31 protein-coding genes are annotated in these 26,379 nt (G+C 71.0%); 19 read left to right on the top strand and 12 right to left on the bottom strand.

What is annotated here, in order from left to right; translation table 11 throughout:
* Nucleotides 1-16 precede the first annotated feature (16 nt).
* The 3 genes from AB0F15_RS01245 to AB0F15_RS01235 form a co-directional block, all read right to left on the bottom strand.
* Nucleotides 17-832, bottom strand: a complete 816-nt coding sequence (locus AB0F15_RS01245; protein WP_360263335.1) for an alpha/beta hydrolase — start codon at nucleotides 830-832, stop codon at nucleotides 17-19.
* Nucleotides 833-835: 3 nt separating this feature from the next.
* Complete coding sequence (locus AB0F15_RS01240) at nucleotides 836-2,017, bottom strand: Ig-like domain-containing protein (protein ID WP_360263332.1); 1,182 nt, start codon at nucleotides 2,015-2,017, stop codon at nucleotides 836-838.
* A gap of 157 nt (nucleotides 2,018-2,174) precedes the next feature.
* Nucleotides 2,175-3,230, bottom strand: coding sequence for a UDP-N-acetylmuramate dehydrogenase (locus AB0F15_RS01235; protein WP_360263330.1), 1,056 nt, complete (start codon nucleotides 3,228-3,230; stop codon nucleotides 2,175-2,177).
* Between the two features lie 24 nt (nucleotides 3,231-3,254).
* Between AB0F15_RS01235 and AB0F15_RS01230 the strand changes: the two genes are divergently transcribed.
* From AB0F15_RS01230 to purU, 4 genes are read left to right on the top strand one after another with little or no spacing between them, the layout of a single operon-like run.
* Nucleotides 3,255-3,761 carry a DUF2505 domain-containing protein gene (locus AB0F15_RS01230; protein WP_360263327.1) on the top strand — a complete coding sequence of 169 codons (507 nt, stop codon included), beginning with the start codon at nucleotides 3,255-3,257 and terminating at the stop codon, nucleotides 3,759-3,761.
* Entirely contained in the window at nucleotides 3,740-4,540 is an 801-nt protein-coding gene (locus AB0F15_RS01225) for a class I SAM-dependent methyltransferase (RefSeq protein WP_360263325.1), read from the top strand. The genes AB0F15_RS01230 and AB0F15_RS01225 overlap by 22 nt, the downstream gene beginning before the upstream one ends.
* Before the next feature lie 56 nt (nucleotides 4,541-4,596).
* Entirely contained in the window at nucleotides 4,597-5,214 is a 618-nt protein-coding gene (locus AB0F15_RS01220) for a maleylpyruvate isomerase family mycothiol-dependent enzyme (protein WP_360263323.1), read from the top strand.
* Between the two features lie 15 nt (nucleotides 5,215-5,229).
* Nucleotides 5,230-6,105, top strand: coding sequence for a formyltetrahydrofolate deformylase (gene purU, locus AB0F15_RS01215; protein ID WP_360263321.1), 876 nt, complete (start codon nucleotides 5,230-5,232; stop codon nucleotides 6,103-6,105).
* 73 nt (nucleotides 6,106-6,178) lie between these two features.
* Here purU and AB0F15_RS01210 read toward each other — a convergent pair whose 3' ends face one another.
* Complete coding sequence (locus tag AB0F15_RS01210; protein WP_360263318.1) at nucleotides 6,179-7,228, bottom strand: NAD(P)-dependent alcohol dehydrogenase; 1,050 nt, start codon at nucleotides 7,226-7,228, stop codon at nucleotides 6,179-6,181.
* Between the two features lie 90 nt (nucleotides 7,229-7,318).
* Here AB0F15_RS01210 and AB0F15_RS01205 point away from each other — a divergent pair, with 90 nt between their 5' ends.
* Together AB0F15_RS01205 and AB0F15_RS01200 are read left to right on the top strand one after the other, a co-directional pair.
* Nucleotides 7,319-7,930, top strand: coding sequence for a TetR/AcrR family transcriptional regulator (locus AB0F15_RS01205; RefSeq protein ID WP_360263315.1), 612 nt, complete (start codon nucleotides 7,319-7,321; stop codon nucleotides 7,928-7,930).
* Between the two features lie 10 nt (nucleotides 7,931-7,940).
* Nucleotides 7,941-8,384, top strand: a complete 444-nt coding sequence (locus tag AB0F15_RS01200; protein ID WP_360263313.1) for an MSMEG_1061 family FMN-dependent PPOX-type flavoprotein — start codon at nucleotides 7,941-7,943, stop codon at nucleotides 8,382-8,384.
* Here the strand turns inward: AB0F15_RS01200 and AB0F15_RS01195 are convergent.
* Nucleotides 8,368-8,685 (bottom strand): helix-turn-helix transcriptional regulator, encoded by a 318-nt coding sequence (locus tag AB0F15_RS01195; protein ID WP_360263310.1) that lies wholly within the window; start codon nucleotides 8,683-8,685, stop codon nucleotides 8,368-8,370. The genes AB0F15_RS01200 and AB0F15_RS01195 overlap by 17 nt on opposite strands.
* A 70-nt stretch (nucleotides 8,686-8,755) precedes the next feature.
* Here AB0F15_RS01195 and AB0F15_RS01190 point away from each other — a divergent pair, with 70 nt between their 5' ends.
* Nucleotides 8,756-9,379, top strand: a complete 624-nt coding sequence (locus AB0F15_RS01190) for a haloacid dehalogenase type II (RefSeq protein WP_360263307.1) — start codon at nucleotides 8,756-8,758, stop codon at nucleotides 9,377-9,379.
* A gap of 7 nt (nucleotides 9,380-9,386) precedes the next feature.
* On the opposite strand, the gene AB0F15_RS01185 is transcribed toward AB0F15_RS01190, so the two are convergent.
* Complete coding sequence (locus AB0F15_RS01185) at nucleotides 9,387-10,403, bottom strand: NADP-dependent oxidoreductase (RefSeq protein ID WP_360263304.1); 1,017 nt, start codon at nucleotides 10,401-10,403, stop codon at nucleotides 9,387-9,389.
* Between the two features lie 98 nt (nucleotides 10,404-10,501).
* Entirely contained in the window at nucleotides 10,502-10,936 is a 435-nt protein-coding gene (locus tag AB0F15_RS01180) for an SRPBCC family protein (protein WP_360263301.1), read from the bottom strand.
* 199 nt (nucleotides 10,937-11,135) lie between these two features.
* On the opposite strand from AB0F15_RS01180, the gene AB0F15_RS01175 reads away from it, so the two are divergent.
* Genes AB0F15_RS01175 through AB0F15_RS01140 form a run of 8 tightly spaced genes read left to right on the top strand, consistent with a single transcriptional unit; the run spans nucleotide 11,136 to nucleotide 19,002 of the window.
* Nucleotides 11,136-11,852: a GntR family transcriptional regulator gene (locus tag AB0F15_RS01175; RefSeq protein WP_360263298.1), complete on the top strand. Its 717-nt coding sequence runs from the start codon at nucleotides 11,136-11,138 to the stop codon at nucleotides 11,850-11,852.
* Between the two features lie 11 nt (nucleotides 11,853-11,863).
* The gene (locus tag AB0F15_RS01170; RefSeq protein WP_103337264.1) at nucleotides 11,864-12,091 is read left to right on the top strand and encodes a ferredoxin family protein; all 228 of its coding nucleotides are present in this window, start codon (nucleotides 11,864-11,866) and stop codon (nucleotides 12,089-12,091) included.
* Entirely contained in the window at nucleotides 12,088-13,476 is a 1,389-nt protein-coding gene (locus AB0F15_RS01165) for an ABC transporter substrate-binding protein (RefSeq protein WP_360263294.1), read from the top strand. Before AB0F15_RS01170 ends, AB0F15_RS01165 begins: the two co-directional genes overlap by 4 nt.
* Nucleotides 13,473-14,306, top strand: a complete 834-nt coding sequence (locus AB0F15_RS01160) for an ABC transporter permease (protein WP_360263291.1) — start codon at nucleotides 13,473-13,475, stop codon at nucleotides 14,304-14,306. Before AB0F15_RS01165 ends, AB0F15_RS01160 begins: the two co-directional genes overlap by 4 nt.
* Nucleotides 14,303-15,022 carry an ABC transporter ATP-binding protein gene (locus tag AB0F15_RS01155; protein ID WP_360263289.1) on the top strand — a complete coding sequence of 240 codons (720 nt, stop codon included), beginning with the start codon at nucleotides 14,303-14,305 and terminating at the stop codon, nucleotides 15,020-15,022. The genes AB0F15_RS01160 and AB0F15_RS01155 overlap by 4 nt, the downstream gene beginning before the upstream one ends.
* The gene (locus AB0F15_RS01150; protein WP_360263286.1) at nucleotides 15,019-17,691 is read left to right on the top strand and encodes a fumarate reductase/succinate dehydrogenase flavoprotein subunit; all 2,673 of its coding nucleotides are present in this window, start codon (nucleotides 15,019-15,021) and stop codon (nucleotides 17,689-17,691) included. The genes AB0F15_RS01155 and AB0F15_RS01150 overlap by 4 nt, the downstream gene beginning before the upstream one ends.
* Before the next feature lie 31 nt (nucleotides 17,692-17,722).
* Nucleotides 17,723-18,193, top strand: a complete 471-nt coding sequence (locus AB0F15_RS01145; RefSeq protein WP_360263283.1) for a MarR family transcriptional regulator — start codon at nucleotides 17,723-17,725, stop codon at nucleotides 18,191-18,193.
* Between the two features lie 29 nt (nucleotides 18,194-18,222).
* Nucleotides 18,223-19,002, top strand: a complete 780-nt coding sequence (locus tag AB0F15_RS01140) for a class I SAM-dependent methyltransferase (RefSeq protein WP_360263280.1) — start codon at nucleotides 18,223-18,225, stop codon at nucleotides 19,000-19,002.
* Nucleotides 19,003-19,059: 57 nt separating this feature from the next.
* Here the strand turns inward: AB0F15_RS01140 and AB0F15_RS01135 are convergent, their stop codons facing one another.
* A complete protein-coding gene (locus tag AB0F15_RS01135; RefSeq protein ID WP_360263278.1) occupies nucleotides 19,060-19,980 on the bottom strand; it encodes an ABC transporter substrate-binding protein in 921 nt (306 codons plus the stop codon).
* A gap of 136 nt (nucleotides 19,981-20,116) precedes the next feature.
* Between AB0F15_RS01135 and AB0F15_RS01130 the strand changes: the two genes are divergently transcribed.
* Both AB0F15_RS01130 and AB0F15_RS01125 read left to right on the top strand, forming a co-directional pair.
* The gene (locus AB0F15_RS01130; RefSeq protein ID WP_360263275.1) at nucleotides 20,117-20,815 is read left to right on the top strand and encodes an ABC transporter permease; all 699 of its coding nucleotides are present in this window, start codon (nucleotides 20,117-20,119) and stop codon (nucleotides 20,813-20,815) included.
* A complete protein-coding gene (locus tag AB0F15_RS01125) occupies nucleotides 20,812-21,522 on the top strand; it encodes an ABC transporter permease subunit (protein ID WP_360263272.1) in 711 nt (236 codons plus the stop codon). Before AB0F15_RS01130 ends, AB0F15_RS01125 begins: the two co-directional genes overlap by 4 nt.
* A gap of 194 nt (nucleotides 21,523-21,716) precedes the next feature.
* On the opposite strand, the gene AB0F15_RS01120 is transcribed toward AB0F15_RS01125, so the two are convergent.
* Nucleotides 21,717-22,280, bottom strand: coding sequence for a cadmium resistance transporter (locus AB0F15_RS01120; protein WP_360263269.1), 564 nt, complete (start codon nucleotides 22,278-22,280; stop codon nucleotides 21,717-21,719).
* 251 nt (nucleotides 22,281-22,531) lie between these two features.
* Here AB0F15_RS01120 and AB0F15_RS01115 point away from each other — a divergent pair, with 251 nt between their 5' ends.
* Both AB0F15_RS01115 and AB0F15_RS01110 read left to right on the top strand, forming a co-directional pair.
* Nucleotides 22,532-22,711, top strand: coding sequence for a hypothetical protein (locus AB0F15_RS01115; RefSeq protein ID WP_360263266.1), 180 nt, complete (start codon nucleotides 22,532-22,534; stop codon nucleotides 22,709-22,711).
* A 7-nt stretch (nucleotides 22,712-22,718) separates the two neighbouring features.
* The gene (locus AB0F15_RS01110; RefSeq protein ID WP_360263263.1) at nucleotides 22,719-22,916 is read left to right on the top strand and encodes a hypothetical protein; all 198 of its coding nucleotides are present in this window, start codon (nucleotides 22,719-22,721) and stop codon (nucleotides 22,914-22,916) included.
* 471 nt (nucleotides 22,917-23,387) lie between these two features.
* Here AB0F15_RS01110 and AB0F15_RS01105 read toward each other — a convergent pair whose 3' ends face one another.
* The 3 genes from AB0F15_RS01105 to AB0F15_RS01095 are packed head-to-tail and all read right to left on the bottom strand — an operon-like array spanning nucleotide 23,388 to nucleotide 26,379.
* The gene (locus AB0F15_RS01105; RefSeq protein ID WP_360263261.1) at nucleotides 23,388-24,836 is read right to left on the bottom strand and encodes an aromatic amino acid lyase; all 1,449 of its coding nucleotides are present in this window, start codon (nucleotides 24,834-24,836) and stop codon (nucleotides 23,388-23,390) included.
* Nucleotides 24,833-25,840 carry an ornithine cyclodeaminase family protein gene (locus AB0F15_RS01100; RefSeq protein ID WP_360263258.1) on the bottom strand — a complete coding sequence of 336 codons (1,008 nt, stop codon included), beginning with the start codon at nucleotides 25,838-25,840 and terminating at the stop codon, nucleotides 24,833-24,835. Before AB0F15_RS01100 ends, AB0F15_RS01105 begins: the two co-directional genes overlap by 4 nt.
* Entirely contained in the window at nucleotides 25,837-26,379 is a 543-nt protein-coding gene (locus AB0F15_RS01095) for a YbaK/EbsC family protein (protein ID WP_360263255.1), read from the bottom strand. The genes AB0F15_RS01100 and AB0F15_RS01095 overlap by 4 nt, the downstream gene beginning before the upstream one ends.

Raw genomic sequence — 26,379 nt, 5'->3', positions numbered from 1 at the left:
ACGTCTCCTGCGTACTTCAGCGTTCCTCGGCGAACTGCCGGAGCACCGCGTCGAACTCGGCCGCGGACTCGGCGAAGGGCGCGTGCCCCCCATCAACGAACCAACGCCCGACGGCACCCGGAATCTTCCCGAGGGCGTGTTCGGCCGCCGAGGGGTCGATCACGCGGTCGGCCGTGCCGTGCACGACCAGGACCGGTTTGTCGATCCCCGCCAGCACTTCTTCGCTGCCGATGTCCCGGCGGAACAGCGCGGAGCGGACCGACGGCGGCACGCTCAGCAACGCGCCGAGCAGGGCCTGGACCTGCGCGCCGGGCACCGGACCCGCGACCATCTCGCGGCTGAACGCGGTGAGCGCGGGGACCGCGATGTCCGGATCGTCCGAAAGCAGCGCCCGCATGTGCTCGCGCATCAGCGCGCCGACGCGCCCGCCCGGCCGGTCGCGGCCGATCTCGGTGATGGCGCCGACGAGCACGAGCCCGCGCAGCCGTGCGGTGCCGTGCACCCGGATGTGGTCGGTCACCACCAGGCCGCCGTAGGACCAGGCGACGACGATCGCGTCCGGGCCGGCGAAGTCGAGCACCGCGGCGAGGTCGTCGGCCCAGACCTGCGGGTCGTCGTACCCGGAAGAGGGGACGTCGGAGGCGCCGTGCCCCCGCAGGTCCATCGCGACCAGCCGGAACCGCTCGGTCAGTGCCGGATCGGCCAGCTGGGCGGCCCAGCAGCCGCCCGACTGCGCCCAGCCGTGCACGAAGACGATCGGCCTGCTGTTCTCGGCGCCCTCGACCCGCAGGCCGAGCCGGACCCCGCCGTGCCCGACGACTTCGGTGCGCACGGGCTACTTCGCACCCAGCCCTTGCCAGGCCGACCAGCTGTAGTTCCAGTCCTTGACGTCCGAGGCCATCGGCGGGCTGAGCTTCGAGCCGGTGATCTCCACCGGGTCGCCGATGAGCGCGGAGTCGAAGAAGTCCTTGGCGTCGGCTTCGAGCAGGTTGACGCAGCCGTGGGAGTTGTTGGTCTTCCCGATGTTGGCCGCGTTGTCCTGGTTCTCGTGGATGTACTCGCCGTGGTTGGAGAACCGGCAGGCCCACTTCTTGTTGACGTTGGTGTAGCCGTAGCGGGCGTTGTCGAAGACGGCCGTCGGCTCCCGGGTCATGATGATGTAGGTGCCGTTCGGGGTGTTGCGGTCGACCTCGGCGTCCAGGCCGTTGGCGCACGGGTAGCTCTTGACCTGCGAACCGTTGTGGAAGACGCGCATCTGGTGGTCGGGGGTGTTGACCTTGACCACCTGGTTGCGGCCGATCTTGAACTTCGTGGTGACGTCGGCCTTGCCGTACGCGCCGCCGCCCAGGTCGACGCCGAAGAGCTTCGCCTCGACGTTCACGGTGATGTTCTGCGGCCAGTACTCCTTCGGCCGGTAGTCGACCTGGCTGTCGGAGAGCCAGCCCCACGCGCCTTCGACGTCCTTGTCCGTCTTCACGGTGAGCGCCTTCTCGACCGCGGCGCGGTTCTTCACCGGCGACTGGAACTTGACGCTGATCGGCATGGCCACGCCGACGGTCTGGTTGTCGGCCGGGTTGAGCGTGGCCCGGACCTGCTTGGCCGGGGCGAGCGTGGTGAAGCTGCCGGTGAACTCGACCGGCTTGCCGTCCGAACCGGTGGCTTTGGCCGCGTAGCTGTAGGTCTTGCCGTAGCCGAGCGGCTCGGAGCTGGTCCAGGTGAGCCCGTCGGGCGAGGTGTCGCCCTTGACGTCCTTGCCGCCTTCGGCCGTCAGCTTGCACTCGGTGAGCTTGCCGTCGGCGACCTTCAGCACGACCGGCTTGAGGACCGGCGCGTCCTTGGCGTTGGCGGCCGGCTCGGCCGTGATCTTCGCCACAGGCTGCGCGCCGCCGCCCTCACCGTCGGCGTTGGCCGCGCCGGTGGGCAGCGCCGTGCCGCCGTTTTCACTGGAGCACGCCGCGGCGACCAGTGCGGCCCCAGCCGCCAAGGCAGCCTTGAAGACGGTACGCCGTTCGATCACCGAAACCTCCTGAAATCCCCCGCGACCAGCGGGCACACGCCTTTAGCGCCGGTAGCCCGGCTGACGTTACCCGCCGAAAGGTAAAAACCATCCGATCGGGCACGGACGCCTTTGTCGACAAAGACGTCCTACACACGTACGGGTTGCCCGGTTTGGCTCAAATCACGCAGTTGATCAGCAGTGGTTCGGGGTGCAGCCGGACGCCGAAGCGCTCCAGAACGCCGTCGCGGACCTCGCGGGCCAGGGCGAGCAGGTCCTCCGTCGTGGCGGCACCGCGGTTGGTCAGCGCCAGGGTGTGCTTCGTGGACAGCGAGACGCGGTGGCCCGGCCCGGGGTACCCCTTGGCGAAGCCGGCGCGCTCGATCAGCCAGGCCGCGGACAGCTTGACGCCGCCGTCGGCCGGGTACTGCGGGACGTCGGTGCCGACGCTCTCGGTGATCCGCGCCAGTACCGCTTCGGCCTCGGCCGACGGGACGATCGGGTTGGTGAAGAACGACCCGGCGCTCCACGTGTCGTGGTCGGCCGGGTCGAGCACCATGCCCTTGCCGCGACGCAGCTCGAGGACGGCTTCGCGGGCTGCGGCGGCCGGGACGCGCGCGCCGATCTCGACGCCGAGCGTGCGCGCCAGCTCGGCGTAGCGGATGGGCGCGGAGAGGCCGTCTTCGCGGATTTCGAAGCGGACCGAGAGGACGACGCCGGTGTCCGTGCCCTTGAGGACGCTGGTCCGGTAGGCGAAGCCGAGGTCACCGGCCTTCAGCGTGCGCACTTCGCGCGTCCCGCGGTCGTACAGCTCCAGGGAGACGATCGACTCGGCGACCTCGCAGCCGTACGCGCCGACGTTCTGGATCGGCGTCGCCCCGACGCTGCCGGGGATGCCGGAGAGGCATTCGAGGCCGCCCAGGCCGGCCTCGACCAGTGCGGCGACGAAGGTGTCCCAGTTCTGGCCGGCCGCCACCTCGACCACCGCGCCGTCGCGGCGCCAGCCGGTGTTCGCCACTTCGACGAGGGTGCCGTCGAAGCCCGCGTCCGCGACCACCAGGTTGGAACCACCGCCGAGCAGCAGCACCGGCTCGCCCGCCGTGTCCGCCTCGCGGACCGCCGCGACGAGGTCTTCGCTGGTCACCGCGCTGACGAACCGGCGGGCCGGGCCGCCGAGGTGCAGCGTCGTGTACGCGGAGAGCGTCGGGAGGGCGGGAGTACGGGCGGAGTTCACGCGTCTGACGGTACTGTCCGGCTCATGGGATCCCGGATCGAGCACCGCGCCGAGTTCGCCGCCGACGTCGCGTCCACGTACGCGGCCGTCGCCGGCGAAGAAGCGCTGCGTGCGCGCCTGGAGGAGCTCGGCGGGCACAGCGCGGCGCTCCTGTCGTACGAGGTCTCCGGTTCGGATCTGCGGTACGAGCTGCGGCAGGGGATCAGCGCGGACAAGCTGCCGCAGGCGGTGCGGACGCTGCACAAGGGCGACCTGCTGGTGACCCGCACGCAGACCTGGCGCGTGAGCAACGACGGCACCGGCCGGCAGGGCAACGCCTCGGTCGAGGTGGGCGGCGTGCCGGGCGAGATCAGTGCGCGGACGGCGCTGCTGGCCAACGACGACCGGACCGTGCTGCGGATCAGCGGCGAGGTGACGGTCCGGATCCCGCTGTTCGGCGGGAAGCTGGAGAGCGTGATCGCCGAGCAGGTCACGAAGCTGCTGGAACGCGAAGCCGAATTCACCGCGAAGTGGCTCACCGAAGCAAACTGACGCCCGTCGGCGCACCGACCCGCGGCACGACCAACCCGAACCGCCTGCGCCGGGTCGACCGGTGGATCGCGTCGGCGCCGGGCACGTCCCGGCTGCTGCGCTCGGCCGACGCGCCGCTGGTCGTCGACCTCGGCTACGGCGCTTCCCCGGTGACGACGGTCGAGCTGGCCCGCCGGCTGCGCCGGGTCCGCCCGGACGTCCGCGTGCTGGGCCTGGAGCTGGATCCCGTGCGGGTCGCGGTCGCGCAGTCCGCCGCGGCACCGCCGTTCCTGGACTTCCGCCGCGGCGGGTTCGAGCTGGCCGGGGCGCGGCCGGTGCTGGTCCGGGCGTTCAACGTGCTGCGGCAGTACGCGGAGGACGAGGTGCCCGGTGCCTGGCGCCTGATGCTGGACTCGATGCCTGCCGAGGGCCTGCTGGTGGAAGGCACGTGCGACGAGATCGGGCGGCGGTCGACGTGGGTCCTGGTCTCGGCGTCCGGGCCGGTCTCGCTGACGCTGTCGATGCGCCTGGCCGGGCTGGAGAAGCCGTCGACGATCGCCGAGCGGCTCCCCAAGGCGCTGATCCACCGGAACGTCCGCGGCGAGCGGGTCCACGAGCTGCTCACGGCGTTGGACGCCGGCTGGGCGACGGCGGCACCGCACCAGTCCTTCGGCGTCCGCTCACGCTGGCTGGAGACGGTCCGGCTGCTGGTCGCGCGGGGCTGGCCGGTCCTCGGCCCGCCGTCGCGCATCCGGCTCGGCGAGCTGACCGTCCCGTGGTCGGCGGTCGCCCCGGCCTGAGCGGGCACGGGGCAGCTTCTTCGTCGTCGAGGCCGGGAGGCGGCTACGGTCGGCCCATGCTCGAAGCGATCGACGTCCACGCCGACGGGCTGAAGCGGGCGGCGCTGAAGGCCGGGCCGGCGGCCCGGGTGCCGAACTGTCCGGAGTGGACTGTCCAGGACCTGGTGTCGCACATCGCGTTCGTGCACGCCTTCGCCGTCGGCCTGGCGGTGAACCGGCCCGTGCAGCCGGCGCCCCCGCCGGATTGGGACGACGTCCTCGGGTGGTGGGACGGCCAGCGCCTGGCCCTGCGCGAAGCGTTGAACCGCGCTCCCGAGACCCCCGCCTTCTCGCCGTACCCGGGCTTCGCCGTGACGGTCGGCGACTGGACGCGGCGGATGGCCCACGAGACGGCGATCCACCGCCTCGACGCCGAATCGGCGCTCGAAGACGGTCCGCCGACGCGCTTCTCGCCGTCCTTCGCGAACGACGGGATCGACGAGTTCCTGACCTCCCTGCTCCCGCGGCTGGGCCGCACGGCCGAGGTGCGCGTGACCACGCCGGAGCGCACGTGGGCCCTCGGCGAGCCGAAGGCCGGGCTGAACGGCTCCGCCGACGACGTCTACCGCGCGCTGTGGGGGCGCCCGCACCAGGCGTCCGTCACGGGTGACCTCGCACCGCTCGCGGCGCCCTGACCAGCGCCAGGAAGAATGCTCGTCGTGACCGCTCCCGAACGCCGCTACGTCATCACCTTCGGCTGCCCCGACCGCACCGGCATCATCGCCCGGATCTCCGGGTTCCTCGCCGAGCACGGCGGCTGGATCGTCGAGGCGGCCTACCACACGGACCCGGACACGGGCTGGTTCTTCACCCGCCAGGTGGTCCGGGCCGACTCGCTGCCGTTCGACGCCGCCGAGTTGCGCGCCCGCTTCGGCGAGGTCGCCGCGGACCTGTCCGCCGACTCGAACTGGCAGGTCACCGACACCGGCGAGCGGCGCCGCGCGGTGATCCTCGTCTCGAAGGCCGGGCACTGCCTGTACGACCTGCTCGGCCGCGTCGCCTCCGGCGAGCTCGACGTCGACATCGCGGCGGTGATCGGGAACCACGAGAGCCTCGGCGACATCACCCGCGCGCACGGCATCCCGTTCCACCACGTGCCGTTCCCGGCCGGCGGCAAGGCCGAGGCGTTCGAAGAGGTCCGCAAGCTGGTCGGCGAGCACGAGCCGCACGCGGTGGTGCTGGCCCGGTTCATGCAGATCCTGCCCGCGGACCTGTGCCGCGAGTGGGCCGGCCGGGCGATCAACATCCACCACAGCTTCCTGCCGTCGTTCATCGGCGCGAAGCCGTACCACCAGGCCCACACGCGCGGGGTGAAGCTGGTCGGCGCGACGTGCCACTACGTGACGGCGGACCTGGACGCGGGCCCGATCATCGAGCAGGACGTCATCCGGGTCGGCCACGGCGACTCGGTCGAGGACATGGTCCGCAAGGGCCGGGACATCGAGAAGGTGACGCTGGCCCGCGGCCTGCGCTGGCACCTGGAGAACCGGGTGCTGGTGCACGGCAACCGCACCGTGGTGTTCTGACGCGCTCGTGCTCGTGAGTGGTAATTCGGGTTAGAACCCGAATTACCACTCACGAGGGGTCAGGCGCCGGGGGTCACGCGCCGATGGTCGCGGCGTCGATGACGAAGCGGTAGCGCACGTCGGAGTTCTCGACGCGCTCGTAGGCCTCGTTGACCTTGTCGGCCGGGATCGTCTCGATCTCCGCGCCGATGCCGTGCTGGGCGCAGAAGTCCAGCATCTCCTGGGTCTCGGCGATGCCGCCGATCATCGAGCCCGCCAGCACCTTGTTCCCGCCGAGCAGCGAGAACGCGTTGTAGGACAGCGGCTCGCCGGGCGCACCGACGTTGACCATCGCGCCGCCGACCCGCAGCAGGCCGAGGTAGGCGTCCACCGGCAGCTTGGCCGACACGGTGTTGAGGATGATGTCGAACTTGCCCCGCAGGACGTCGAACGTCGACTCGTCGCTGGTCGCGTAGTAGTCCTGCGCGCCGAGCTTGAGGCCGTCTTCCTGCTTCTTGAGGCTCTGGCTCAGCACCGTCACTTCGGCGCCCATCGCGGCGGCGATCTTCACGCCCAGGTGGCCGAGCCCGCCGAGGCCGATGACGGCGACCTTCTTGCCGGGGCCGGCACCCCAGTGGTGCAGCGGGGAGTAGGTGGTGATGCCCGCGCACAGCAGCGGGGCGGCGACGTCGAGGTCGATGCCCTCGGGGATGCGGCAGACGAAGGCGTCCTTCACGACGATCTGGTTGCTGTAGCCGCCGTAGGTGTTCTCGCCGTCGAAGCCGACGCCGTTGTAGGTCTGGATGTTGCCCTTGACGCAGAACTGCTCGGTGCCGGCGCGGCAGTACTCGCACTCGCCGCAGGAGTCCACCATGCAGCCGACGCCGACCCGGTCACCGACCTGGTACTTCGTGACGGCCGAGCCGACCGCGGCGACGACGCCGGCGATCTCGTGCCCGGGCACCATCGGGAAGATCGCCTGGCCCCAGTCCTCCTTGGCCTGGTGGATGTCGCTGTGGCAGATGCCGGCGTAGGCGATGTCGATCAGCACGTCTTCCGGACGCAGGTCACGGCGCTCGATCGTGGTCGGCGCGAGCGGCGCGCCCGGTGCCGGGGCGGCGATGGCGTGCGTGGTCGTGCTCATGGAACCCTCCAAGACAAGTACTGTTGGTTTCGTGAGTGGCCTCTTACATGTTCGACGTAAGAGAGGTCTTACATATTCCGAGCGAAAGATGTGAGTGAGGTCATGGGCGGCAAGTACCACCACGGCGACCTCCGCGGCGAACTCGTGCGCGTCTCCCTCGACCTGATCGCGGAGCTGGGCCTGGCCGGCTTCTCCGTCGCAGAGGTCGCCAGGCGGGCGAAGGTCAGTCCCGGCGCGCCGTACCGGCACTTCGCGACCCGCGAGAGCCTGCTGGCCGAGATCGCGACGCACATCGCGTGCCAGCTGGCGGACCGCGTCGCTTCCGCGGCCGGCGAGCACGAAGACCCGGCGGAGGCCCTCGCGGCGGCCGCGGGCGCGTACACGCGGTACCTCATCGAGCGGCGGGCCGGGATGAACGTCATCTACGCCGACGGCCTCCACGGCCCGGAGCACGTGGAACTGCACGAGCAGACCCGCCGGCTGACCGACGAGTTCCTCCTGCGGTGCCTGGCCGTCGCCGCCGACCCGGCGACCGCGCTGGAGCTGATGGAACAGCTGTTCACCCAGGCACACGGCTACGGCACGTTCCACCTCGACGGCGTCTTCGTGAAGCACGGCTATTCGGTGGATCTCGTGGTGCGGAAGTCGACCGAGGCCGCGCGGATCGTGATCGCGGGCCGGATCGCCGGTGGCGCCCGCTAGCGTGGGGGGCATGGTCGGCGAAGTGGCCGAGCTGACGCAGAAGAAGGTCATCGACCGGATCGACGGACACGCGCGGAACCTGATCGAGCACTCGCCGTTCGTGCTGCTGGCGACGTCGGCCCCGGACGGCAGGTGTGACGTCTCCCCGCGCGGCGACCCGGCGGGCTCGGTGCTGGTGCTCGACGAGAAGACGCTGGTGCTCGCCGACCGCCCGGGCAACAAGCTGATCGACAGCTTCCGCAACATCATCGACAACCCGCACGCCGGCCTGCTGTTCCTGGTGCCGGGGATGAACGAGACGCTCCGCGTCAACGGCCGCGCGAAGCTGGTGTCCGACGCGCCGTTCTTCGACTCGCTGGTGGTGCAGGGCAAGCGGCCGAAGCTGGCGGTGGTCGTCCCGGCGGCGGAGCTGGACGCGCGGCTCGACGAACGGGCCCTCACCGAGCAGTACTGAGCTCGGCGACAACGTCGAGCAGGCCGGGGAACTTCGCGTCGAACTCCGGGCGGCGCAGGCGGACGAACGTGCCGTTCCCGGCGTCACGCTGCCGCACCAGACCGGCCTGGCGCAGCACCTTCCAGTGGTGCGTCCGGGTCGACTTGGCGATCGGCAGCGGGAACGACGAGCACGCGCGCTCGGTGTCCTGCCCGGCCACCAGCTCCAGCACCACCGCGCGGCGGTGCGGGTCGGCGAGCGCGGCCAGCACCGTGCCGAGATCGACGTCGGCCATCTCGGGGACGGGCAGTTCACCGGGCATGCTGGACATGGTACGACACCTGTCGTACCTTCGATCAGGTACGAGAACCTTCGAACCTTCGGAGAGCCGCATGCTGTGCGTGTTCGATGTCAACGAGACCCTGCTCGACGTCGCCGGGCTGGACGCCACGATCGGCGGACCCGAGCTGCGGCGCGAATGGTTCGGCCTGGTCATCCACACCGCGCTGACGGTCACGGCGTCCGGCGGGTACCGCGACTTCGCGGGCATCGCCGGTGACGCCGCGGTCGAAGTCGCCGCCCGGCACGGGCGGGAGGTGGACCTCGCGAAGCTCGGCGAAGGACTGCGCTCACTCCCCGCTCACCCCGACGTCGAAGCGGGTCTCGTGAAGCTGCGCGAAGCGGGCCACGACGTCGTCGCGCTGACGAACTCGCCGCTGACCACGGCCGAGGCGCAGCTGCAGAACTCGGGGCTCGCGCCGCACTTCGACCGGATCTTCTCGGCCGAGCAGGCCGGCAGGCTCAAGCCCGCGCCGGAGGCCTACCGGCAGGTCCTCGACGCCTACCCGGGCCGGCAAGCGGTGATGATCGCCGCCCACGACTGGGACATCGCGGGCGCGCAGGCGGCCGGGCTGCGGACGGCGTTGCTCGCCCGCCCCGGCGTCCGCCCGCTGCCCGGCGCACCCGAGCCGACGTACACGATCTCGGCCCTGCCGGAGCTGGCCGAGCTCCTCTAGTCCGCGCTCAGTCGGCGATGCGGACCAGCATCTTGCCGGTGTTGGCGCCCGACAGCAGGCCGAGGAAGGCCTCGGGCGCGTTGCGGATGCCGTCGACGACGGTCTCGGAGTACTTGATCTCACCGGAGTTCACCAGCGGCGCGATCTCGCTGACGAACTGCGGCTGCAGGTCGAAGTGGTCGAGGACCAGCAGACCGCGGATCGTGATGCGCTTGGCGATGATCTGCGACAGGTTGCGCGGCGCCGGGGTCGCCTCGGTGGCGTTGTACTGGGAGATCATCCCGCAGACGGCGATCCGGCCGTGGAGGGTGATCGCGTCGATGGCGGCTTCGAGGTGCTCCCCGCCGACGTTGTCGAAGTAGACGTCGATGCCCTCGGGCGCGGCGGCGTGGAGCTGCTCGGCGACCGGGCCGTCCTTGTAGTTGAAGGCCGCGTCGAAGCCGAGGTCGTCGATCAGGTGCCGGACCTTCTCGGCCGAACCCGCCGAGCCGATGACCCGCTTGGCGCCCTTCAGCTTCGCGAGCTGGCCGACCAGCGAGCCGACCGCACCGGCCGCGCCGGAGACGAACACGGTGTCGCCCGGCTTGAACTCGGCCGACTTCAGCAGCCCCGCGTACGCGGTCAGGCCCGGCATGCCGAGCACGCCGAGGTAGGTCGAAAGCGGCGCCGCGGCGCCGTCGACCTTCACGAACCGCTGGGCGTCGAGCACGGCGTGCGTCCGCCAGCCGGCCTGGTGCAGCACGTGGTCACCCGGCTTCACGTCGTCGACGTTGGACTCGACGACCTCGCCGACGGCCCCGCCGCTCATGACCTCGCCGACCGCGAACGGCGCCACGTAGGACTTCACGTCGCGCATGCGGCCGCGCATCGCGGGGTCGACGCTCATGAACAGGTTCCGCACCAGGATCTGGTTGTCACCCGGCGACGGCACCTCGGTGTCGACGATGTCGAAGTTGTCCTGCGTGGGGACACCGTGCGGGCGCGAAGCGAGCCGGATTTCGGTGGCCTGAGTGGGTGCGTTCACCGTGCGAACTCCTAGGTCGAGACGTCAAGCGGGGCAATGGCCCCGGATTTCTCCCCGTACAACCGGCTAAGCGGGGCGATCATTCCGATCGTGAGCCGTCACACGATGTCAGCGAGGTTTTCCAGCACGCCGTCGTAGATCTTCTTGAGCCCACCGGGTGCGAAGGTCTTCTCGAAGAAGCCGCCGATGCCACCGGCGCCGTCCCAGGTCGTCTCGATCCGGACGACGCTGCGTTCACCCGCTTCGGTGACCGTCCAGGTGGTGACCATGCTGGAGTTCGCGTCGGTCTCGACGAGCGTGCCGGGCTTCGGCTCGGTGACCGTGGCCTTGACGTCGCGCACGCGCTTGGAGGTCGCCTGCAGCTTCCAGCCGGCCTTGGTCCCGGCGCCGACGCCGCCTTCGGTCACCTCGTAGTCGCGGTAGTGCTCGGTGAGCAGCTTCGGCCGCGTCTCGGCGTAGTCGGCGACGAGCGCGCGCACCTTGTCCGCCGGAGCATCGATCGTGCGCTCCGCGGTGGCCGTGACCTTACCCATTTCACTCCTTCTCCGAAGTTCGCGAACAGACTCCACGATTCCACCGCCGCGCGCACGTCCTGCGGGCGCCCTCACGACGTCCCAGATACTGAGCGGCGGAAGTCGGCTCTGGACAGGTGTTCACGCAGGTCAGAGCCTCGCCGAGGCGGCCGGAAGTGGCGTAACGCGGTGTTAACACAAGCTGGCCATTCTCGCCGCCATGCCCACCACACCCCGGCGGACCCGCTCCGACAGCGCGAGACAGGTCGCCGACCTGCTGCGCCGCCGGGTGCTGGCCGACGAGACGCTGCCGTGTGAGGAGGAGCTCACGGCCGAGTTTTCGGCGACCCGCAACACCGTGCGGGAAGCTCTCGCGCTGCTGCGCGACGACGGCCTGATCACGCGCCAGCCGGGCGTCGGCACGGTCGTGACCGGGCACAAGTACCCGCACGGGCTCAACCGGCTCGCCGGCCTGGCCGAGGTGCTGCGCGAGCACGGCGAGGTCACCAACGACGTCCGCACGGCGGGCCTGGTGCCCGCACCGGCCGTCGTGGCGCACCGGCTCGGCGTGCCGGAGCGCTCCGAAGTCGTCTACCTCGAACGGTTGCGGCGCCTCGACGGCGTCCCGCTCTCGCTCGACCTCACCTACCTGCTGCCGGAGATCGGGAAACCGCTGCTGGAGCACGACCTCGCCGGGCGGGACGTCTTCGCGCTCATCGAGGAGACGTCCGGGCAGCGGCTGGGCTACGCCGACATCGACATCGAAGCCCTCAACGCCGACGCGGAAACCGCCGCGGTGCTGGCGGTGCCGCCCGGTTCGGCGCTGCTGCGCTGGGAACGCCTGACGCACTTCGCGTCCGGCCGCCCGGTGGACCTCGAATACATCCGCCTGCGCGGCGACCGCCTCACCATGCGGGCCCGCCTCGACCGTTCCTGAAGGAGACCACCATGCCCCTCGTGCCCAGCCGGATCGACGTCCCGGTCACGATCGACGAGTCGAAGTGCCTCGACGGCTGCCGCCTGTGCGTCGACATGTGCCCACTCGATTCCCTGGCCATCGACCCGGACACCGACAAGGCGTACATGCACGTCGACGAGTGCTGGTACTGCGGGCCGTGCGCGGCGCGCTGCCCCACGGGCGCGGTGACCATCAACATGCCTTACCTGCTGCGGTGAAGGCGCTCCGGCTCCTGCTCGCCGCCGCGCTGCTGGCCGCGGGCTGCACCGCGAACGCGGCGTCGTCGAGCGACGTCGACGTCGTCATCGGCTACCAGTCGAAGACGATCAACACCGTCACCGCGGGCACGCTGCTGCGGTCGCTGGGGTACTTCGAGCAGCGCCTGACCGAGCTCGGCAAGCGGGACGGGAAGCGCTATCACGTCACCTGGCAAGACTACTCGACCGGCGCGCCGATCACCGCGCAGATGGTCGCGGGCAAGATCGACATCGGGTCGATGGGCGATTACCCGTTGCTCATCAACGGTTCGCGCACGCAGGAGTTCGGCAACGGCCGCACCAAGCTGATCGCCGCCACCGGGTACAACCTGCTGGGCGCGCTCAACATGGTCGTGGTGCCGCCGGACTCCCCCGCGCACACCCTGGCCGACCTGCGCGGCAAGAAGATCTCGGCCAGCATCGGCTCGGCCGGGCACGGCACCACCGTGCACGCCCTGCAGAACGTCGGCATCGGCCCCGACGACGTCCACCTCCAGAACCAGGCGCCCGCGGTCGGCGCGTCCGGGCTGCTGTCCGGCGCGGTCGACGCGCTCGGGCAGTTCGTCGCGTGGCCGGGCCAGCTGGTGTTCGCGAACCAGGCGCGGCTGCTCTACGACGGCTCGGCGCTGAAGCTGCCGACGTGGCACGGCGTCGTCGTCCGGGAGTCCTATGCGGACACCCACCACGACGTCGTCACGGCGTTCCTGCGCGCGCAACGGGACGCGACGGACCACCTGCACGCCCACCCGATGGACGCGGCGCAGAAGGTCGCTTCCGCCACGAAACTGCCCGCGGAGGTCGTCTACCTCTACAACGGCGCGGGCGGCATGGTCACCTTCGACCTGCCGCTGAAACGCCCGCTGATCGGCGCGCTGGAGACCGACACGCCGTTCCTGCGCTCGATCGGCAACATCAAACGGCTCGACCTCGGCGCGTTCGTCGACGACCGGTACCTGCGGGAGGTCTACGGCCCGGCGTACGACAGCGCGGTGTCCATTGCGGACAACCCGGCGCCGGTCACCGGATTCGACACCACGTGCTCCCTGGCCGTCACCGATCCCCGCACCGCGGGCGAGCTGTGGCTCGCCGGGGAACCCGCGACGCACCCCGCCGCGACGCCGGAGTGCCTGCTCAAAGCCATTGCCCACGCGGGAAAGCCGGTCCGCGCGGCCTACGTTCCCGACGCCGCCACGGGCACCCGCTGGTTCGCGGACAAGGCCGTCTGGGTGCGCGACGCGAGCGGCGCGTTGCTGCCGTTCACCACCGAAGACGGCGCCCGCGCCCACCTCGCCGGGCACCCCGGCTCGATCGTCGGTTACGCGCAAGCCGTGGAGGAATCCCGATGACCCAGACCCTCGAGCACGAACCCGCCGTCGCGGAAGCCGCGCCCGCACCCCCGAGAAGGCGGTTCAGCCGGCTCGCCGTGCGCGCGTTCAGCATCCTGGCCGCGCTGGCGCTGTGGGAGCTGCTCACGGCGTTCGACGTCGACCTGTGGCTGCACTTCGACCGGCTGCCGACCCCCGTCGAAGTCGCCCGCGACCTCGGCTACCAGCTGGGCACGGCCGTCTACTACCAGGACCTGCTCGACAGCCTGCGCCGGATCGTCACCGGCTTCGCGCTGGCCGCGGTGTTCGGGATCGCGCTCGGCACGGCGATCGCGCGGTCCCGCGGTACCGCCGACGTCGTCCAGCCGCTGCTGGAGGTCCTGCGGCCGATCCCGGCGATCGCGGTGGTGCCGATCGCGATCCTGCTCTTCCCCACCAACGAGCAGGGCATCGTGTTCATCACGTTCCTCGCGGCGTTCTTCCCGGTGGTGGTGAGCACGCGACATGCGGTGCGCGCGCTGCCGGTGGTCTGGGAGGACGCGATCCGCACGATGGGCGGCTCGCGGCGCCGCGTGCTGTGGAACGTCGTGCTGCCGGGTGCGCTGCCCGGCGTGTTCGGCGGCTTGTCCGTCGGCATGGGCGTTTCGTGGATCTGCGTGATCTCGGCGGAGATGATCTCCGGCGAGTTCGGCGTCGGCTACCGGACCTGGCAGGCCTACACGGTCGTCGACTACCCCGGCGTGATCGTCGGGATGCTCACCATCGGCCTGCTCGGCTGGCTCACGTCGGCCGCCGTCGAACTGCTGGGCCGGCGGGCCACCCGCTGGCTGCCCCGAGGAGAGAACTCGTGAGTCTGCGCATCGAGAACGTGAGCGTCCACTACGGACCGCGAGCCGTCCTGTCCGGCCTTCACCTGGACGTCGCCGAGCACGAAATCCTGGCCGTCACCGGGCCGTCCGGCTGCGGCAAGTCGACCCTGCTGCGCGCGCTCGCCGGGCTGCTGCCGGTGTCGTCGGGCCGCATCCTGTCCTCGGACGTGCCGGTGCGCAGCGCCTCGGCCGAGCGCGCGCTGGTGTTCCAGGACGACGGGCTGCTGCCCTGGCGTTCGGTGCGCCGCAACGTCGAGCTGCCGCTGGCGATCCGGCGCGTGCCGCGGGCGCGCCGCCGGGCCGAAGCGGAGTCCTGGCTGACCCAGGTCGGGCTGACCGGCTACGAAGACCACCTGCCGCGCGAGCTGTCCGGCGGCATGCGCCAGCGCGTCCAGCTGGCCCGCACCCTCGCCGGGTCCCCGCGGGTGATCCTGGCCGACGAACCGTTCGGCGCCCTCGACGCGCAGACGCGCACGGCCATGCAGCGGCTGCTCGTCGAGGTCTGGGGACGGCGGCCGTCGACGGTGGTGTTCGTGACCCACGACGTCGACGAGGCGCTGTACCTGGCCGACCGGGTCGCGGTGCTCACCCGCGACGGGCGGCTCGCGAAGATCGTCGAGTCCTCGCGGCCGCGCACGGCGGGGCCCGCGGTGGAAGCCGAGCGCACCGAGGTCCTCGACGGGCTGGTGGCGGCATGACGTTCGAGGCACCGCCGCTGTCCACGCGGACGCACTTCGAGACCGACGTCCTCGTCATCGGCGGCGGGACGGCCGGGACGATGGCCGCGCTGACCGCGGCCGAGCACGGCGCGAACGTGCTGCTGCTGGAGAAGGCGCACGTCCGGCACTCGGGCGCCCTCGCGATGGGCATGGACGGCGTGAACAACGCGGTCATCCCGGGCAAGGCGACCCCCGAGGACTACGTCGCCGAGATCACCCGCGCCAACGACGGCGTCGTCAACCAGGCGACGGTGTACCAGACGGCGCGACGCGGGTTCGCCATGGTGCAGCGGCTGGAGAAGTACGGCGTCAAGTTCGAGAAGGACGAGTACGGCGAGTACGCCGTGCGGCGCGTGCACCGGTCCGGCAGCTACGTCCTGCCGATGCCGGAGGGCAAGGACATCAAGAAGGTGCTCTACCGCGTCCTGCGGCAGAAGCACATGCGCGAGCGCATCACGATCGAGAACCGGGTGATGCCGGTGCGGGTCCTGACGTCGGGCGGCCGGGCGGTCGGTGCCGCCGGCTTCAACACGCGGACCGGGGAGTTCGTCACCGTCTCGGCGTCCGCGGTGATCCTCGCGACCGGCCCTTGTGGACGGCTGGGCCTGCCGGCGAGCGGCTACCTCTACGGCACCTACGAGAACCCGACCAACGCCGGCGACGGCTACGCGATGGCGTACCACGCGGGCGCGGAGCTCTCCGGGATCGAGTGCTTCCAGATCAACCCGCTGATCAAGGACTACAACGGCCCGGCCTGCGCCTACGTCGCGAACCCGTTCGGCGGTTACCAGGTCAACGCGGCGGGCGATCGCTTCGTCGACTGCGACTACTGGTCCGGGCAGATGATGGCCGAGGTCGCCCAGGAGATCTCGTCGGCCCGCGGCCCGATCTACCTCAAGCTGACGCACCTGCCGGAGGAAACGCTCGGCGCGCTGGAGAACATCCTGCACACCACGGAACGGCCGACGCGCGGCACGTTCCACGCCACCCGCGGCCACGACTACCGCACGCACGACGTCGAGATGCACATTTCGGAGATCGGGCTCTGCGGCGGGCACTCGGCGTCCGGCGTCTGGGTGGACGAGCACGGCGCGACGACGGTCCCCGGCCTGTACGCGGCGGGTGACCTCGCGTGCGTGCCGCACAACTACATGATCGGCGCGTTCGTCTACGGCGATCTGGCGGGTGCGCACGCGGCCGGGTCGGTGCGGCCTTCGGTCACGTTGCCGGAGGACCAGATCGCTCACGCCCACGAGCTGATCTACCGCCCACTGTCCACTCCGGACGGGCCGCCGCAGCAGCAGGTGGAGTACAAGCTGCGGCGGTTCGTCAACGACTACGTCGCGCCGCCCAAGACGACGGCGAAGCTGGAGATCGCCCTCGAGACGTTCGCGCGGATGACCGGGGAGATCGCGTCGATGGGGGCGCGAACCCCGCACGAGCTGATGCGCTGCGCCGAGGTGACGTTCATCCGCGACTGCGCCGAGATGGCGGCCCGCGCGTCGCTGGTGCGGACCGAAAGCCGGTGGGGGCTCTACCACGACCGGACCGACCACCCCGGCCGCGACGACGTCTCGTGGCTCGCGCACCTCAACCTGCGCAAGACGACGGCCGGCGAGATGGAGTTCGTGAAGCGGCCGGTGGCGCCGTACGTGGTGCCGGTGCCGGAGTTTTCGGTGCCGGAGTTCGCCGCCGAGGTGCTCGGGACCCACACGGCGTTCAGCGGGCACACCCCGCCGGACGTCGTCACGCCGGCTCCGGCACGGACGCATTCGTCGCCGCGGGTGCTGGAGGTCGTCGCGCTGGCCGAGGAACAGCCTTCGCTCGGTTCGCTGTCGGGCTATCTGTCCGATCCGGACGCCGAGGTGCGGACGACGGCGATCGCGGTGCTCACCGAGTCGGCGCCGGACGGGTTCGGGCCGGCGCTGGTCACGGCGTTGCACGACATCGACGCGCGGGTGCGGGCCGCCGCGGCGGCGGGGCTCCGGGAACTGGTGGAGGTCCTGGCGCCGTCCGCGTCGCTGGGCGCGGGCCTGCGGACGGCGCTCGCGGTGTCCGACGCGGACGTGCGGTCGGTGGCCTTGGACGTCCTGCGGGCGCTGCGGCTCGGCGACGAGCCCCTGTTCGCGGCCGCCTTGGCCGACCCGGCGGTCGTGGTCCGGCTGGAGGCGGTGCGGGGCCTGGTCTCCCTGGACGCGGCCTCGACGCTGGCGGCCGCGGCCGCGGATTCGTCGCGTGAGGTCCGGGTCGCGGCGGCGGCCGGGCTGGGGACGATCGGCGACCCCCGCTCGACCGGGGCGGTGTCGGCGCTGGCCGTCGACCCGGACCCGCTGGTGCGCGCGGCCGCGCTGACGGCTGCCGCCGACCTCGGGTGCGGCGGTGACCTGGCCGGTCTCGCCGTGGCCGCGACCGTCGATCCGGCGTGGCAGGTGCGGCGCGGCGCGGCGACGGCGCTGGGTGCACTGGCCACGCCGTCGGAACCGCTGCTCGGGGCGTTGGAGGACGACCACCCGAACGTCCGGCGGGCCGCCGTCCAGGCCCTCGGCAAGTGGGCGGACTCGGCCGAGGTCGCTTCGCGGCTGCAGGCGCGGCGCGCCGACTCCGACGCCGACGTCCGGGCATACACGCGGATGGCTCTCGGCGGTTAGGCTGCTCCCAGCCAACTGATACGAGGTCCATATGAGTTCCCGAGCGCACCGCCGGTCGACCGTGGCGGTGAAGGAGTCGCTGCGGGAGCTGCGCAACCAGCTTTCGCTGCTGAACCACCAGGTCAGCGCCCACCTGGCGCTCAAGGACGTCGACCTGGACTGCCTGGAGCTGATCGCCCGGCACGGCCCGCTGAGCCCGAGCGCGCTGGCCCGCCGTGCCGGGCTGCACCCGGCGACGATGACCGGCATCCTCGACCGGCTCCAAAAGGGCGGCTGGATCGCCCGGGAGCGCGACCCGGAGGCGGCCGACCGGCGCTCGGTGGCGGTGCGCGCGGTCCGCGGCCGCAACGCGGAGCTGTTCCGGCTCTACGCGGGGATGAACACCGCGATGGACGAGCTCTGCGCGGGGTACAGCGAGGACGAGCTGGCGCTGATCGCCGGGTTCCTCCGCCGCGCGACGTCGGCGGGTCACGACGCGACGGGCGAACTGACCGGAGGCTGACCAGCGGTTTTTGTGCTGTACTTCGGGGCATGTGGCAGTCAGGCGAGGCGTACGAGGCCTACATCGGACGGTGGAGCCGCCGGATCGCGGAGACGTTCGTCCGGCAACTCGACGCCCCGGCGGGCCGGCGCTGGCTCGACGTCGGCTGCGGCACGGGCGCGCTGACGTCGGCGGTGCTGGCGGCGACCGACCCCGCGGAGATCGACGGCGTCGACCCGTCCGAGGGATTCCTGAAAACGGCTCGCGCGGCGGTGACCGACCCGCGGGCGACGTTCACCCTCGCCGACGCGCGATCGCTGCCGTTCCCGGACGCGCGGTTCGACGTGGTGGTGTCGGGCCTGGTGCTGAACTTCGTCCCCGAACCGGCCCGCGCGGCCGCGGAGATCGCGCGGGTGACCGGGCCGGGCGGACTGGCCGCGGCGTACCTGTGGGACCTCGCCGACGGCATGGAGCTGATCCGCCGCTTCTGGGACGTGGCCACCGAGCTCGACCCGGACAAGGCCGCCGAGCTGGACGAGGGCCGCCGGTTCACGCTGTGCCGCCCGGAGCCGTTCGGCCGGTTGTGGACGGAAGCGGGCTTCACGGCGGTGTCCGTCGGGGAGATCGAGATCCCGACGGTGTTCACGGACTTCGACGACTACTGGCAGCCGTTCCTCGGCGCCCAGGGCCCGGCGCCGTCGTACCTGGCCACGCTGCCGGAAGTGCACCGCGACCGGATCCGCGACCTCCTGCGCAGCCGCCTGCCGGCGAACCCGGACGGCTCGATCCCGCTCTCGGCCCGCGCGTGGGTCGTCCGCGGGCTCGCCTGATTTCGGCCGCCCCGGCCGCAGGCCGCCCCCAGCCGGGGCGGCCTGCGGTACCAGGGGTCAGAGACCGGCCTGGGCCAGCCAGTCCTTCGCGACGTCTTCGGCCCGTTCGCCGTCGGAGTCGACGCGCTTGTTGAGGTCCCGCATGACGTCAGTCGTCAGCTTCGCGCTGACGGCGTTCACGGCGTTGGCGAAGTCGGCACCGCGCTCGTCGAGCACCTTCTTGTTCACCGCGGGCACGACGTTCTCGGTCGGCACGATGCCGAGGTCGTCCTTGAGCACCGTGTACTTCGAGTCACCGGTCAGCGGGCTGACCGAGTCGACCGGGATGACCGTGACAGCCCCGGACTTGAGCTGCTCGACGCGCGGCCCGGCCTCCTGGATGGTCTGGAAGCTGGCGTTCGTCAGCTTGTAGACGTCCTTGAAGCCGAGGAAGCACGGAAGGCGCTTCTCGCACTCCGGCGGGCCGGCCATGACGACCTTGTCGAGCTTCTTCAGGTCGCTGATCGAAGCGATGCCCTTTTCCTTGGCCAGGTCGGACTTGATGATGTAGGTGTTCTTGTCCTCGGCGGCGGCGAAGTTCAGCAGCCCGACGCCGCTGGGTTCGAACAGCTTCGCCAGCTGCTCGTGCTCCTCCTGCGCGGTCTTGCCCGCCTCCTTGCCGAAGCCGGTGGTGATCGCCGCGCCCTGGTACTCGGGGACGAACTGCAGTTCACCCGACTTCAGCGACGGGTAGATCAGTTCCCGCGAGCCGAGGTTCAGCTTGCGCGTCACCGGATAGCCCTTGGCTTCCAGCGCCTGCGCGTAGATCTCGGCGAGGATCTGGCTGTCGGTGAAGTTGAAGGACGCGACGATGATCGGCGCCCCACCCTTGCTCTGCGCGGCGGGCTTGTCACCGCTGTCGCTGCCGCCGCAGGCGGCCAAACCGAGCGTCGCCGCGACGGCCACCGCCACCACGGACGCGTTCCGGAACCAGCGCACGAATCCCACTCCCTCGTCACTCGAACAGACGAAAGGACCCTAGCGCCGACCCCCGACAAGAATCCACATCGTGGGAGAAAGCTCCCGAAATTCCCAGTCCGCGGAACTTCTCGTCCGATCGAGGTAGGGTCGGCCGGTGCACGTGACCGCGGTGACGCCGCTGGCCGCTGACAGCGGACCGCCGATCTTCCAGTGGAAGTGGGTGGACCGCAACGCCGACGTCATCGTGCAGCGCCTCCTCGAGCACATCTCGCTGACCGCCACCGCGCTCGGCATCGGTCTCGTGGTTTCGATCGGGCTGGCCCTGTTGTCGCTGCGCTTCCGCCGCACGTACGGGTTCATCCTGGGCACCACGGGCGCGTTGTACGTGATACCGAGTTTGGGTGCGTTCGCCGTTCTGCGGCCGTTCTTCGGGCTGACGTTCACGACCGCGGTGATCCCCCTCGCGACGTACACGCTGCTCATCCTGGTCCGCAACATCGTCATCGGCGTCGACCAGGTGCCCACGGAGGTCCGCGAGGCCGCGACCGGCATGGGTTTCACCCGCAGGCGGCTGCTCTGGCAGATCGAACTGCCGCTGGCCCTGCCGGTGGTCATCGCCGGCCTGCGCGTCGCCGCGGTGACGACCATCGGCCTGGTCACGGTCACGTCCATGCTCGGCCTCGGCGGTCTCGGGTACTTCATCCGCAACGGCATCCAGAACGCGACGCCCAATTCGACGGAGATCATCGTCGGCATGGCGCTGTCGGTGGTCTTGGCGGTGGTCGTCGACCTCCTGCTCTGGCTCGGCGAGCGCCTCCTGACGCCCTGGACCCGGAAGGTGCGGGCGCGATGAACTTCCTCGACCAGCTGAACGCGTGGCTCACCGACCCGAACCGCTGGAGCTGGACCGACCGGGCGGGCGTCCCCTACCGGACGCTGGAGCACCTCAGGTTTTCCCTCCTCGCTCTGGTGATCGCGGCGGTGCTGACGGTCCCGGCGGCGCTGTGGCTGGCCCACTACCGCCGCGGCGCGTTCCTCGCGAGCAGCGCGGTGAACATCGGCCGGGCGATCCCCAGTTTCGGGTTGATCATCCTGTTCTGGTTCCTGGCCAGCCATTGGGAGCTGGACACGACGTTCTGGCCGTTGCTGCTGGCCCTGGTCGCGCTGGCGATGCCGCCGCTGTTCACCAACACGTACGCGGGCGTGGTGTCCCTGGAGCAGGAGACGGTCGACGCCGCCCGCGGCACCGGCTACCGCGAGTCGCAGATCATGGTGCGCCTCGAGCTCCCGCTGGCGTCCCCGGTGATCCTGGCGGCCGCCCGGGTGGCGTTCCTCCAGCTGATCGCCACGGTCGCGATCGGAGCAATCGTCAACGACGGCGGCGGCCTGGGCCGCTACATAGTCGACGGCTTCGCGGTAGGCGCCCAAGGCTACGGCGCAATCTTCGCCGGCGGCCTGGCAGCGGTGGTGCTGGCCCTCCTGTGCGACGGCGCGTTCGCCCTGATCACGCGCCTGGCGACACCGCGCGGCCTCGCCCTGCAGAACGCACGCCGCGACTAGCGCGACCGCGGCCCGGCGCCACGCACTGGTCATCGCCGACGCGGCCGAGCCCACCACCGCACGACGGCCGAGGCCCAGCGCCAGGCTCGCCACCTCGGCACCATCCCGATGGCCGCCACACAACGCCGCCACGCCAGAGGCCACGCCGCACACGACGGCCAGCACCTGGCCCCACCCGGCCGATCGCCCACTAGCTAGAACGCGCCGACCAGGATCAGCACGCCGAGCGTGATCAACACCGCCGGCAGCACGACGTGTCCCCACCGCGCGAGCACCCGGGCGACGCTCGGACGGGTCGCGAGGAACCGCCCGGCGACGCACCACACCGCGACGCCCACCAGGAACACCACCACGTAGCCCACCAGGCCCGCGGGCCCGGTCGCGGCGAACGCGGGGACGTACACGCCGACGTTGTCGCCGCCGTTGGCGAAGCACACCGTCGCGATCCCGAGCAGTCCGCCCGCCGATGCCGGCTCGTCGTCGTCCTGGCGCCACGCCTGCCAGGCCGCGCGGATGCCGAGCAGCACCGGCAGCACGCCCAGCCAGCGGACGGCACCGTCCGGCAGCAGCCCGGCTCCGAGCGCCCCCGCGACCGACACGGCCAGGATCGCCGCGAAGCCGAGGAACTGCCCGCCCACGACCTTGAGCTCGCCGCGACGCCCGGCCGCTTGGCCGAAGAACACCGCGAGCAGCACGAGGTCGTCGACGTTCGTCGCCGCGAACATCGCGGCCGCGCGCCCGAGCAGTCCGGCGTCCACACCCACCTCCGCGGTAAAACCGCTTGGCGACGGCCGGTGCGGCACAGGACGATTCTGCCCGTGCCCGTCGTCACGCGACGCGGCTACTCCGGTCCAGCGGACCTGCGGGCCATGCCGAGGCCGGCCCAGCGGATCTGGTCGAAGGCGAGTTCGGTGCACGTCGGGGACCCCGCGTGGCAGCGGTTCCAGCACGCCGGCCGGGAAGCCGAGTGGCCGACCGTGGTGTGGGAAGCGGGCGGCGAAGTCATCGCGTGGGCTGGATTTCGCTACCCGGTGAACTGGCGCTGCTCGTGGATCCGGCGCTCCCCGAACTCACATCCGAAGTGCTCCGCTGGTTCGAAGACACCGCCTCCGCGGCCGAGCTCGCTGTCACGGTGGTCGACGCCGAGAAGCATGTCGTCGCCGCTCTGTTTCCAGTCGTATCTATCTAGCCTCCTCGTGGATCTGCCCGAGCCGGTGGTGCGCTCCGGCCGGTTCGTTGCCCAGTGCCTGATCTGGCTCGACGAGCGCAATGCTGTCGGCGAGCTGGAGCCCGTCGGAACTTTGCCGGAGTTCCGTCGCACCGGGCTCGCCCGCGCGGTCCACTACGCCGGCGCTCGCGAAGCCGTCGTGTATCCGATGATCGGTCATGGGTAATCCGTGGGTGCCCTCCTCTGTATCGCGCGCTGGGCTTCCGCCCGTATGGCCGCACCCTCACCTTCACGCGGACCCGCCGTCGTATCCCTCCTTCCCCGGGGTCCGCGTCCCCGGAGGGCGCACACCGAAAGTAGCGCGCCGCTCGGCCCGGCTGTCCGTTCCGGCGGCGTCCGAAGGCTGGTTGTCCACATCTGGGCAACCTGTGGACAACTCCGTGGATTTCTCTTGCGGCGCCCGGAATAGTCGGTGCCGCGCACTAGCGTGGAGACGGGGGGCGCCCCCGCGGGCCGGGCTGGATTTCGGCAGAGTCACGAGCGCGCTGCCGGCCGGCGACACGTCTCGGCCATGCGGCCACACGCTCCGGAATCGGTGGGCGGGTCAGCGAATCCGGACGTGGCTCCCGCTCCGAAGACCGCCGCCCAAGCGCACTGGACCCTCCGCGGGCCGGGGAGTCAGCGGCACCCGGCCGATCTAAGTGAGCGTCGCCAAGTCGGTGAAGAAGGCCGCCCGGCAAGCGGCGATCAAGCGCTCGACCTCGGGGCCGAGCGGGCGGTCCTCGGCCAGCGGCGGCACCACCGACCGCACCCACCCGTAAGCCGCGCGAAGCCCCGGCACACCGTCCCCGCCGGCCAAATGGCGTGCCTGCGATGCCGTGATCAGCTCGCACGCCGTGATCGCGAAAAGGTGCGAAGCCGCCGCGCGCAACTGTTCGCCGGCCGCCGTCGCAAACGCTTGCACGTCCTCCTGACCGGCCGAGGTGTCGATCGAACCGAGCGTGGCCGGTGCCGCGAGCCGTCGCAGCGCCTGCAATTCGCCGGCCGCCCGCTTGTGCAGCGGGGCCAATCCCGCCTGTGGCCCGGGATCGGCCGTGAGCTGCGACGGCAATCCGCTGAACCGCTCGTCCGTCAGGCGGTGCGTCCGCTGCACCGAGATTTCCCCGACGTGGACCAGCGCGGCCGTCACCGCGTCCATCCGCAACCCCAGGTCCACGGCGTGGTAGCCCGTCCCCGGGATGAACGAACCGTCGACGAAGGACGGCGAATCGCCGGGCATCGTTTCCCAGCGTCGCCGGGTCTCGCGCAAATCGCCGGTGACGCGGGAAGCGTGCGCCAGCGCCCGCGGCGCGACCCGCACCGAAAGCGGGGCCTGCACCACACCGGCCCGCACCGGGCCGATGCCGACCAGCTCGGTCAGCTCGTGCAGCAACGCCCGCAGGTGATCGTCGCCGCCCGCCATGACCGGGGAAAACACCGCACGCGGCGCGCCGAGCACGTCGATCGCCATCGCCGCGGTGAGCGTCTGCAGGTCGATGAGTTGCTGGGTTTCGGCCCAGCCACGCGCAGCGTGCATCACCGCCAGCGGAGAACCCTGAAGCAGGGAAGCACCTTCCTTCGGCCCAAGGACATAAGGCGTGGCACCACGCGCAGCAAGCGCCGAAGCGGCCGGCACTTCGACGCCGTCCTCCAAAACCGTGCCGATGCCGAGAAACGTTTGAAAAGCGTGGGACAGCGCGATGATCTCGCCCGAGCTGCCGAGCCCGAAGCGCGGGACAGCGGGCGTGAAACCGTCGTTCAACCGGTCCACCAGGAACTGCACCAGCTCCGGGCTCACCCCCGACCACGGTCGCAGGAAGTCGCGCAGCCGGACGACGAGCAGCGCTCGGACGTCCTCGGGCGGCAGCCACGGCGGTCCGCCGACCGCGCGGCCGATCAGCAGGTTGCGCTGGTGTTCCGCCTGCCGCCGCGGATCGAGCGCGACACCGGCGAGGCGTCCCATCCCGGTGTTGACGCCGTAGACCGGCTTTTCCCGCTCCGCCAGCGCTGTCAAGAGCTCGTTCCGACGCAGTTTCAGGGCCTCTACCAGCGGTTTGTCCAGAACCAACCGTTCACTGTCAGCGAACTCGCTGTCGGAGACGATCATCGATAGGGCAGTATGGTGCCGACGCCGGAAGCCTCGGCACGGGCGAGGATCATGTTCGCCACCGCGATGTCCGTTGTGGACAGTCCGCGGTGCCAGAACAGGATCCGTTCGGCGTCGTACTCGCGGCCGGGTTTGCTGCCCGCCACGATGTCGCCGATCTCGGCGTGGACCCCGTCCGCGGTGAGGAGGCCGGCGTTGAGCTGCGGGCGCAGGGCGCCGAACCGCGGGTTGCCGGACCGCGATTCGCGCCAGTCGTCGACGACGACCTTGTCGATGTCGTCGAGCAGCGTGAGCTCGAGCGCGCTGATTGTGCCGTAGGGCACCAGAAAGGTGCCCGGCCGGAGGTACTCGCGGCGCACCAGCGCCTCGGGTTCGACGAGCCGGGAGGCCTCGACCTGGATGTCCGCACCGTCCAGGGTCTCCTCGGCCGTGGCACAGACGCGGACGTCCTTGCCGAGCCGTTCGGACAGCCGGCGGCCGAAGTCCTCGCGGGATTCCGGGCGCTTGCTGGTCACCCGGATCTCGGCGAAGTCGAACAACGAGTCGAGCAGCACGACGTTCCACCAGGCGGTACCGCGGGCGCCGATGTGCCCGAGCACCCGCGAACCGGGGCGGGCCAGGTACTTCGCGCCGACGGCGGTCATCGCGCCGGTGCGGGCCTCGGTGATCATCGTGCCGTCGACGATCGCCCGCGGCATGCCGGTGTCCGGGTCGAGCAGCAGGATCAACGCCATTTCCGAAGGGAGGCCCCGTTCGAAGTTCCCCACGAAATCACCGACGACCTTCACGCCACTGACCTGCTTCGCAGACAGGTGGCCGCGGAGGATGTTGAAGTGACCCTTGCCGCCGTTGTCCGGCACGAGGTGCGTGCGCGGCTCGAACACGACTTGGCCGCGACCGTGGTCGGCGAGCACGTCCTCGACCGCGCCGACGATGTCCGCGTCCGTGACGCCGAGCGAGTCGATGTCGGCACCGGTCAGGTACCGGAGCCAGACGGACGTCACCGGGCGAGGTCCTCGATGACCTCGGCGCCGGGCAAGGCGGCCAGCGCGGCGCCGGAGATCAGCACCTTGCTGCCGCGGATCCCGCTGCCGATGACGAGCTCGGGTGCGTCGGCGACGCGCCGGTCGAGCAGGATGGGCCACTCGGCAGGCAGGCCGACCGGCGTGATGCCGCCGTACTCCATCCCGGTCAGCGAGACGGCTTCGTCCATCGGCGCGAACGACGCCTTGCGGACGTCGAGGCGGCGCTTGATCACGCCGTTGACGTCGGCGCGGGTGGTCGCGAGCACGAGCGCGGCCGCGAAGCGGACTTCGCCCGCGCGCTTGCCGGCGACGACGACGCAGTTCGCGGACGCTTCGAGCGGCGAGCCGTAGGCCTCGCAGAAGGCGGCCGTGTCGGCGAGCGACGGGTCGATCTCCGCGACGCCGACGGCGTCCGGGTCGGCGAGCGCGGCCAGGACTTTGGCCACGGGCTCGGCGAGCAGGTCAGTACGCGTGGGGGCGGGAACGACCGTGAGGCTCCCGGCGATGGTCCAGGTCAC

The organism is Amycolatopsis sp. NPDC026612 (assembly GCF_040638285.1).
Classification (GTDB): domain Bacteria; phylum Actinomycetota; class Actinomycetes; order Mycobacteriales; family Pseudonocardiaceae; genus Amycolatopsis.
Note: the sequence above shows the minus strand (reverse complement) of the source record. Positions and strands in the feature narration are given on the sequence as shown.

Excerpts from the sequence above, each read along its gene's own strand:
- AB0F15_RS01190 (WP_360263307.1), top strand. The coding sequence starts at position 8,756 with ATGCTGTGCGTGTTCGATGTCAACGAGACCCTGCTCGACGTCGCCGGG.
- AB0F15_RS01105 (WP_360263261.1), bottom strand. The coding sequence starts at position 24,836 with ATGATCGTCTCCGACAGCGAGTTCGCTGACAGTGAACGGTTGGTTCTG.
- AB0F15_RS01175 (WP_360263298.1), top strand. The coding sequence starts at position 11,136 with ATGCCCACCACACCCCGGCGGACCCGCTCCGACAGCGCGAGACAGGTC.
- purU (WP_360263321.1), top strand. The coding sequence starts at position 5,230 with ATGCTCGTCGTGACCGCTCCCGAACGCCGCTACGTCATCACCTTCGGC.
- AB0F15_RS01160 (WP_360263291.1), top strand. The coding sequence starts at position 13,473 with ATGACCCAGACCCTCGAGCACGAACCCGCCGTCGCGGAAGCCGCGCCC.
- AB0F15_RS01220 (WP_360263323.1), top strand. The coding sequence starts at position 4,597 with ATGCTCGAAGCGATCGACGTCCACGCCGACGGGCTGAAGCGGGCGGCG.
- AB0F15_RS01150 (WP_360263286.1), top strand. The coding sequence starts at position 15,019 with ATGACGTTCGAGGCACCGCCGCTGTCCACGCGGACGCACTTCGAGACC.
- AB0F15_RS01195 (WP_360263310.1), bottom strand. The coding sequence starts at position 8,685 with ATGCCCGGTGAACTGCCCGTCCCCGAGATGGCCGACGTCGATCTCGGC.
- AB0F15_RS01210 (WP_360263318.1), bottom strand. The coding sequence starts at position 7,228 with ATGAGCACGACCACGCACGCCATCGCCGCCCCGGCACCGGGCGCGCCG.
- AB0F15_RS01200 (WP_360263313.1), top strand. The coding sequence starts at position 7,941 with ATGGTCGGCGAAGTGGCCGAGCTGACGCAGAAGAAGGTCATCGACCGG.
- AB0F15_RS01170 (WP_103337264.1), top strand. The coding sequence starts at position 11,864 with ATGCCCCTCGTGCCCAGCCGGATCGACGTCCCGGTCACGATCGACGAG.
- AB0F15_RS01180 (WP_360263301.1), bottom strand. The coding sequence starts at position 10,936 with ATGGGTAAGGTCACGGCCACCGCGGAGCGCACGATCGATGCTCCGGCG.
- AB0F15_RS01145 (WP_360263283.1), top strand. The coding sequence starts at position 17,723 with ATGAGTTCCCGAGCGCACCGCCGGTCGACCGTGGCGGTGAAGGAGTCG.
- AB0F15_RS01125 (WP_360263272.1), top strand. The coding sequence starts at position 20,812 with ATGAACTTCCTCGACCAGCTGAACGCGTGGCTCACCGACCCGAACCGC.
- AB0F15_RS01230 (WP_360263327.1), top strand. The coding sequence starts at position 3,255 with ATGGGATCCCGGATCGAGCACCGCGCCGAGTTCGCCGCCGACGTCGCG.
- AB0F15_RS01140 (WP_360263280.1), top strand. The coding sequence starts at position 18,223 with ATGTGGCAGTCAGGCGAGGCGTACGAGGCCTACATCGGACGGTGGAGC.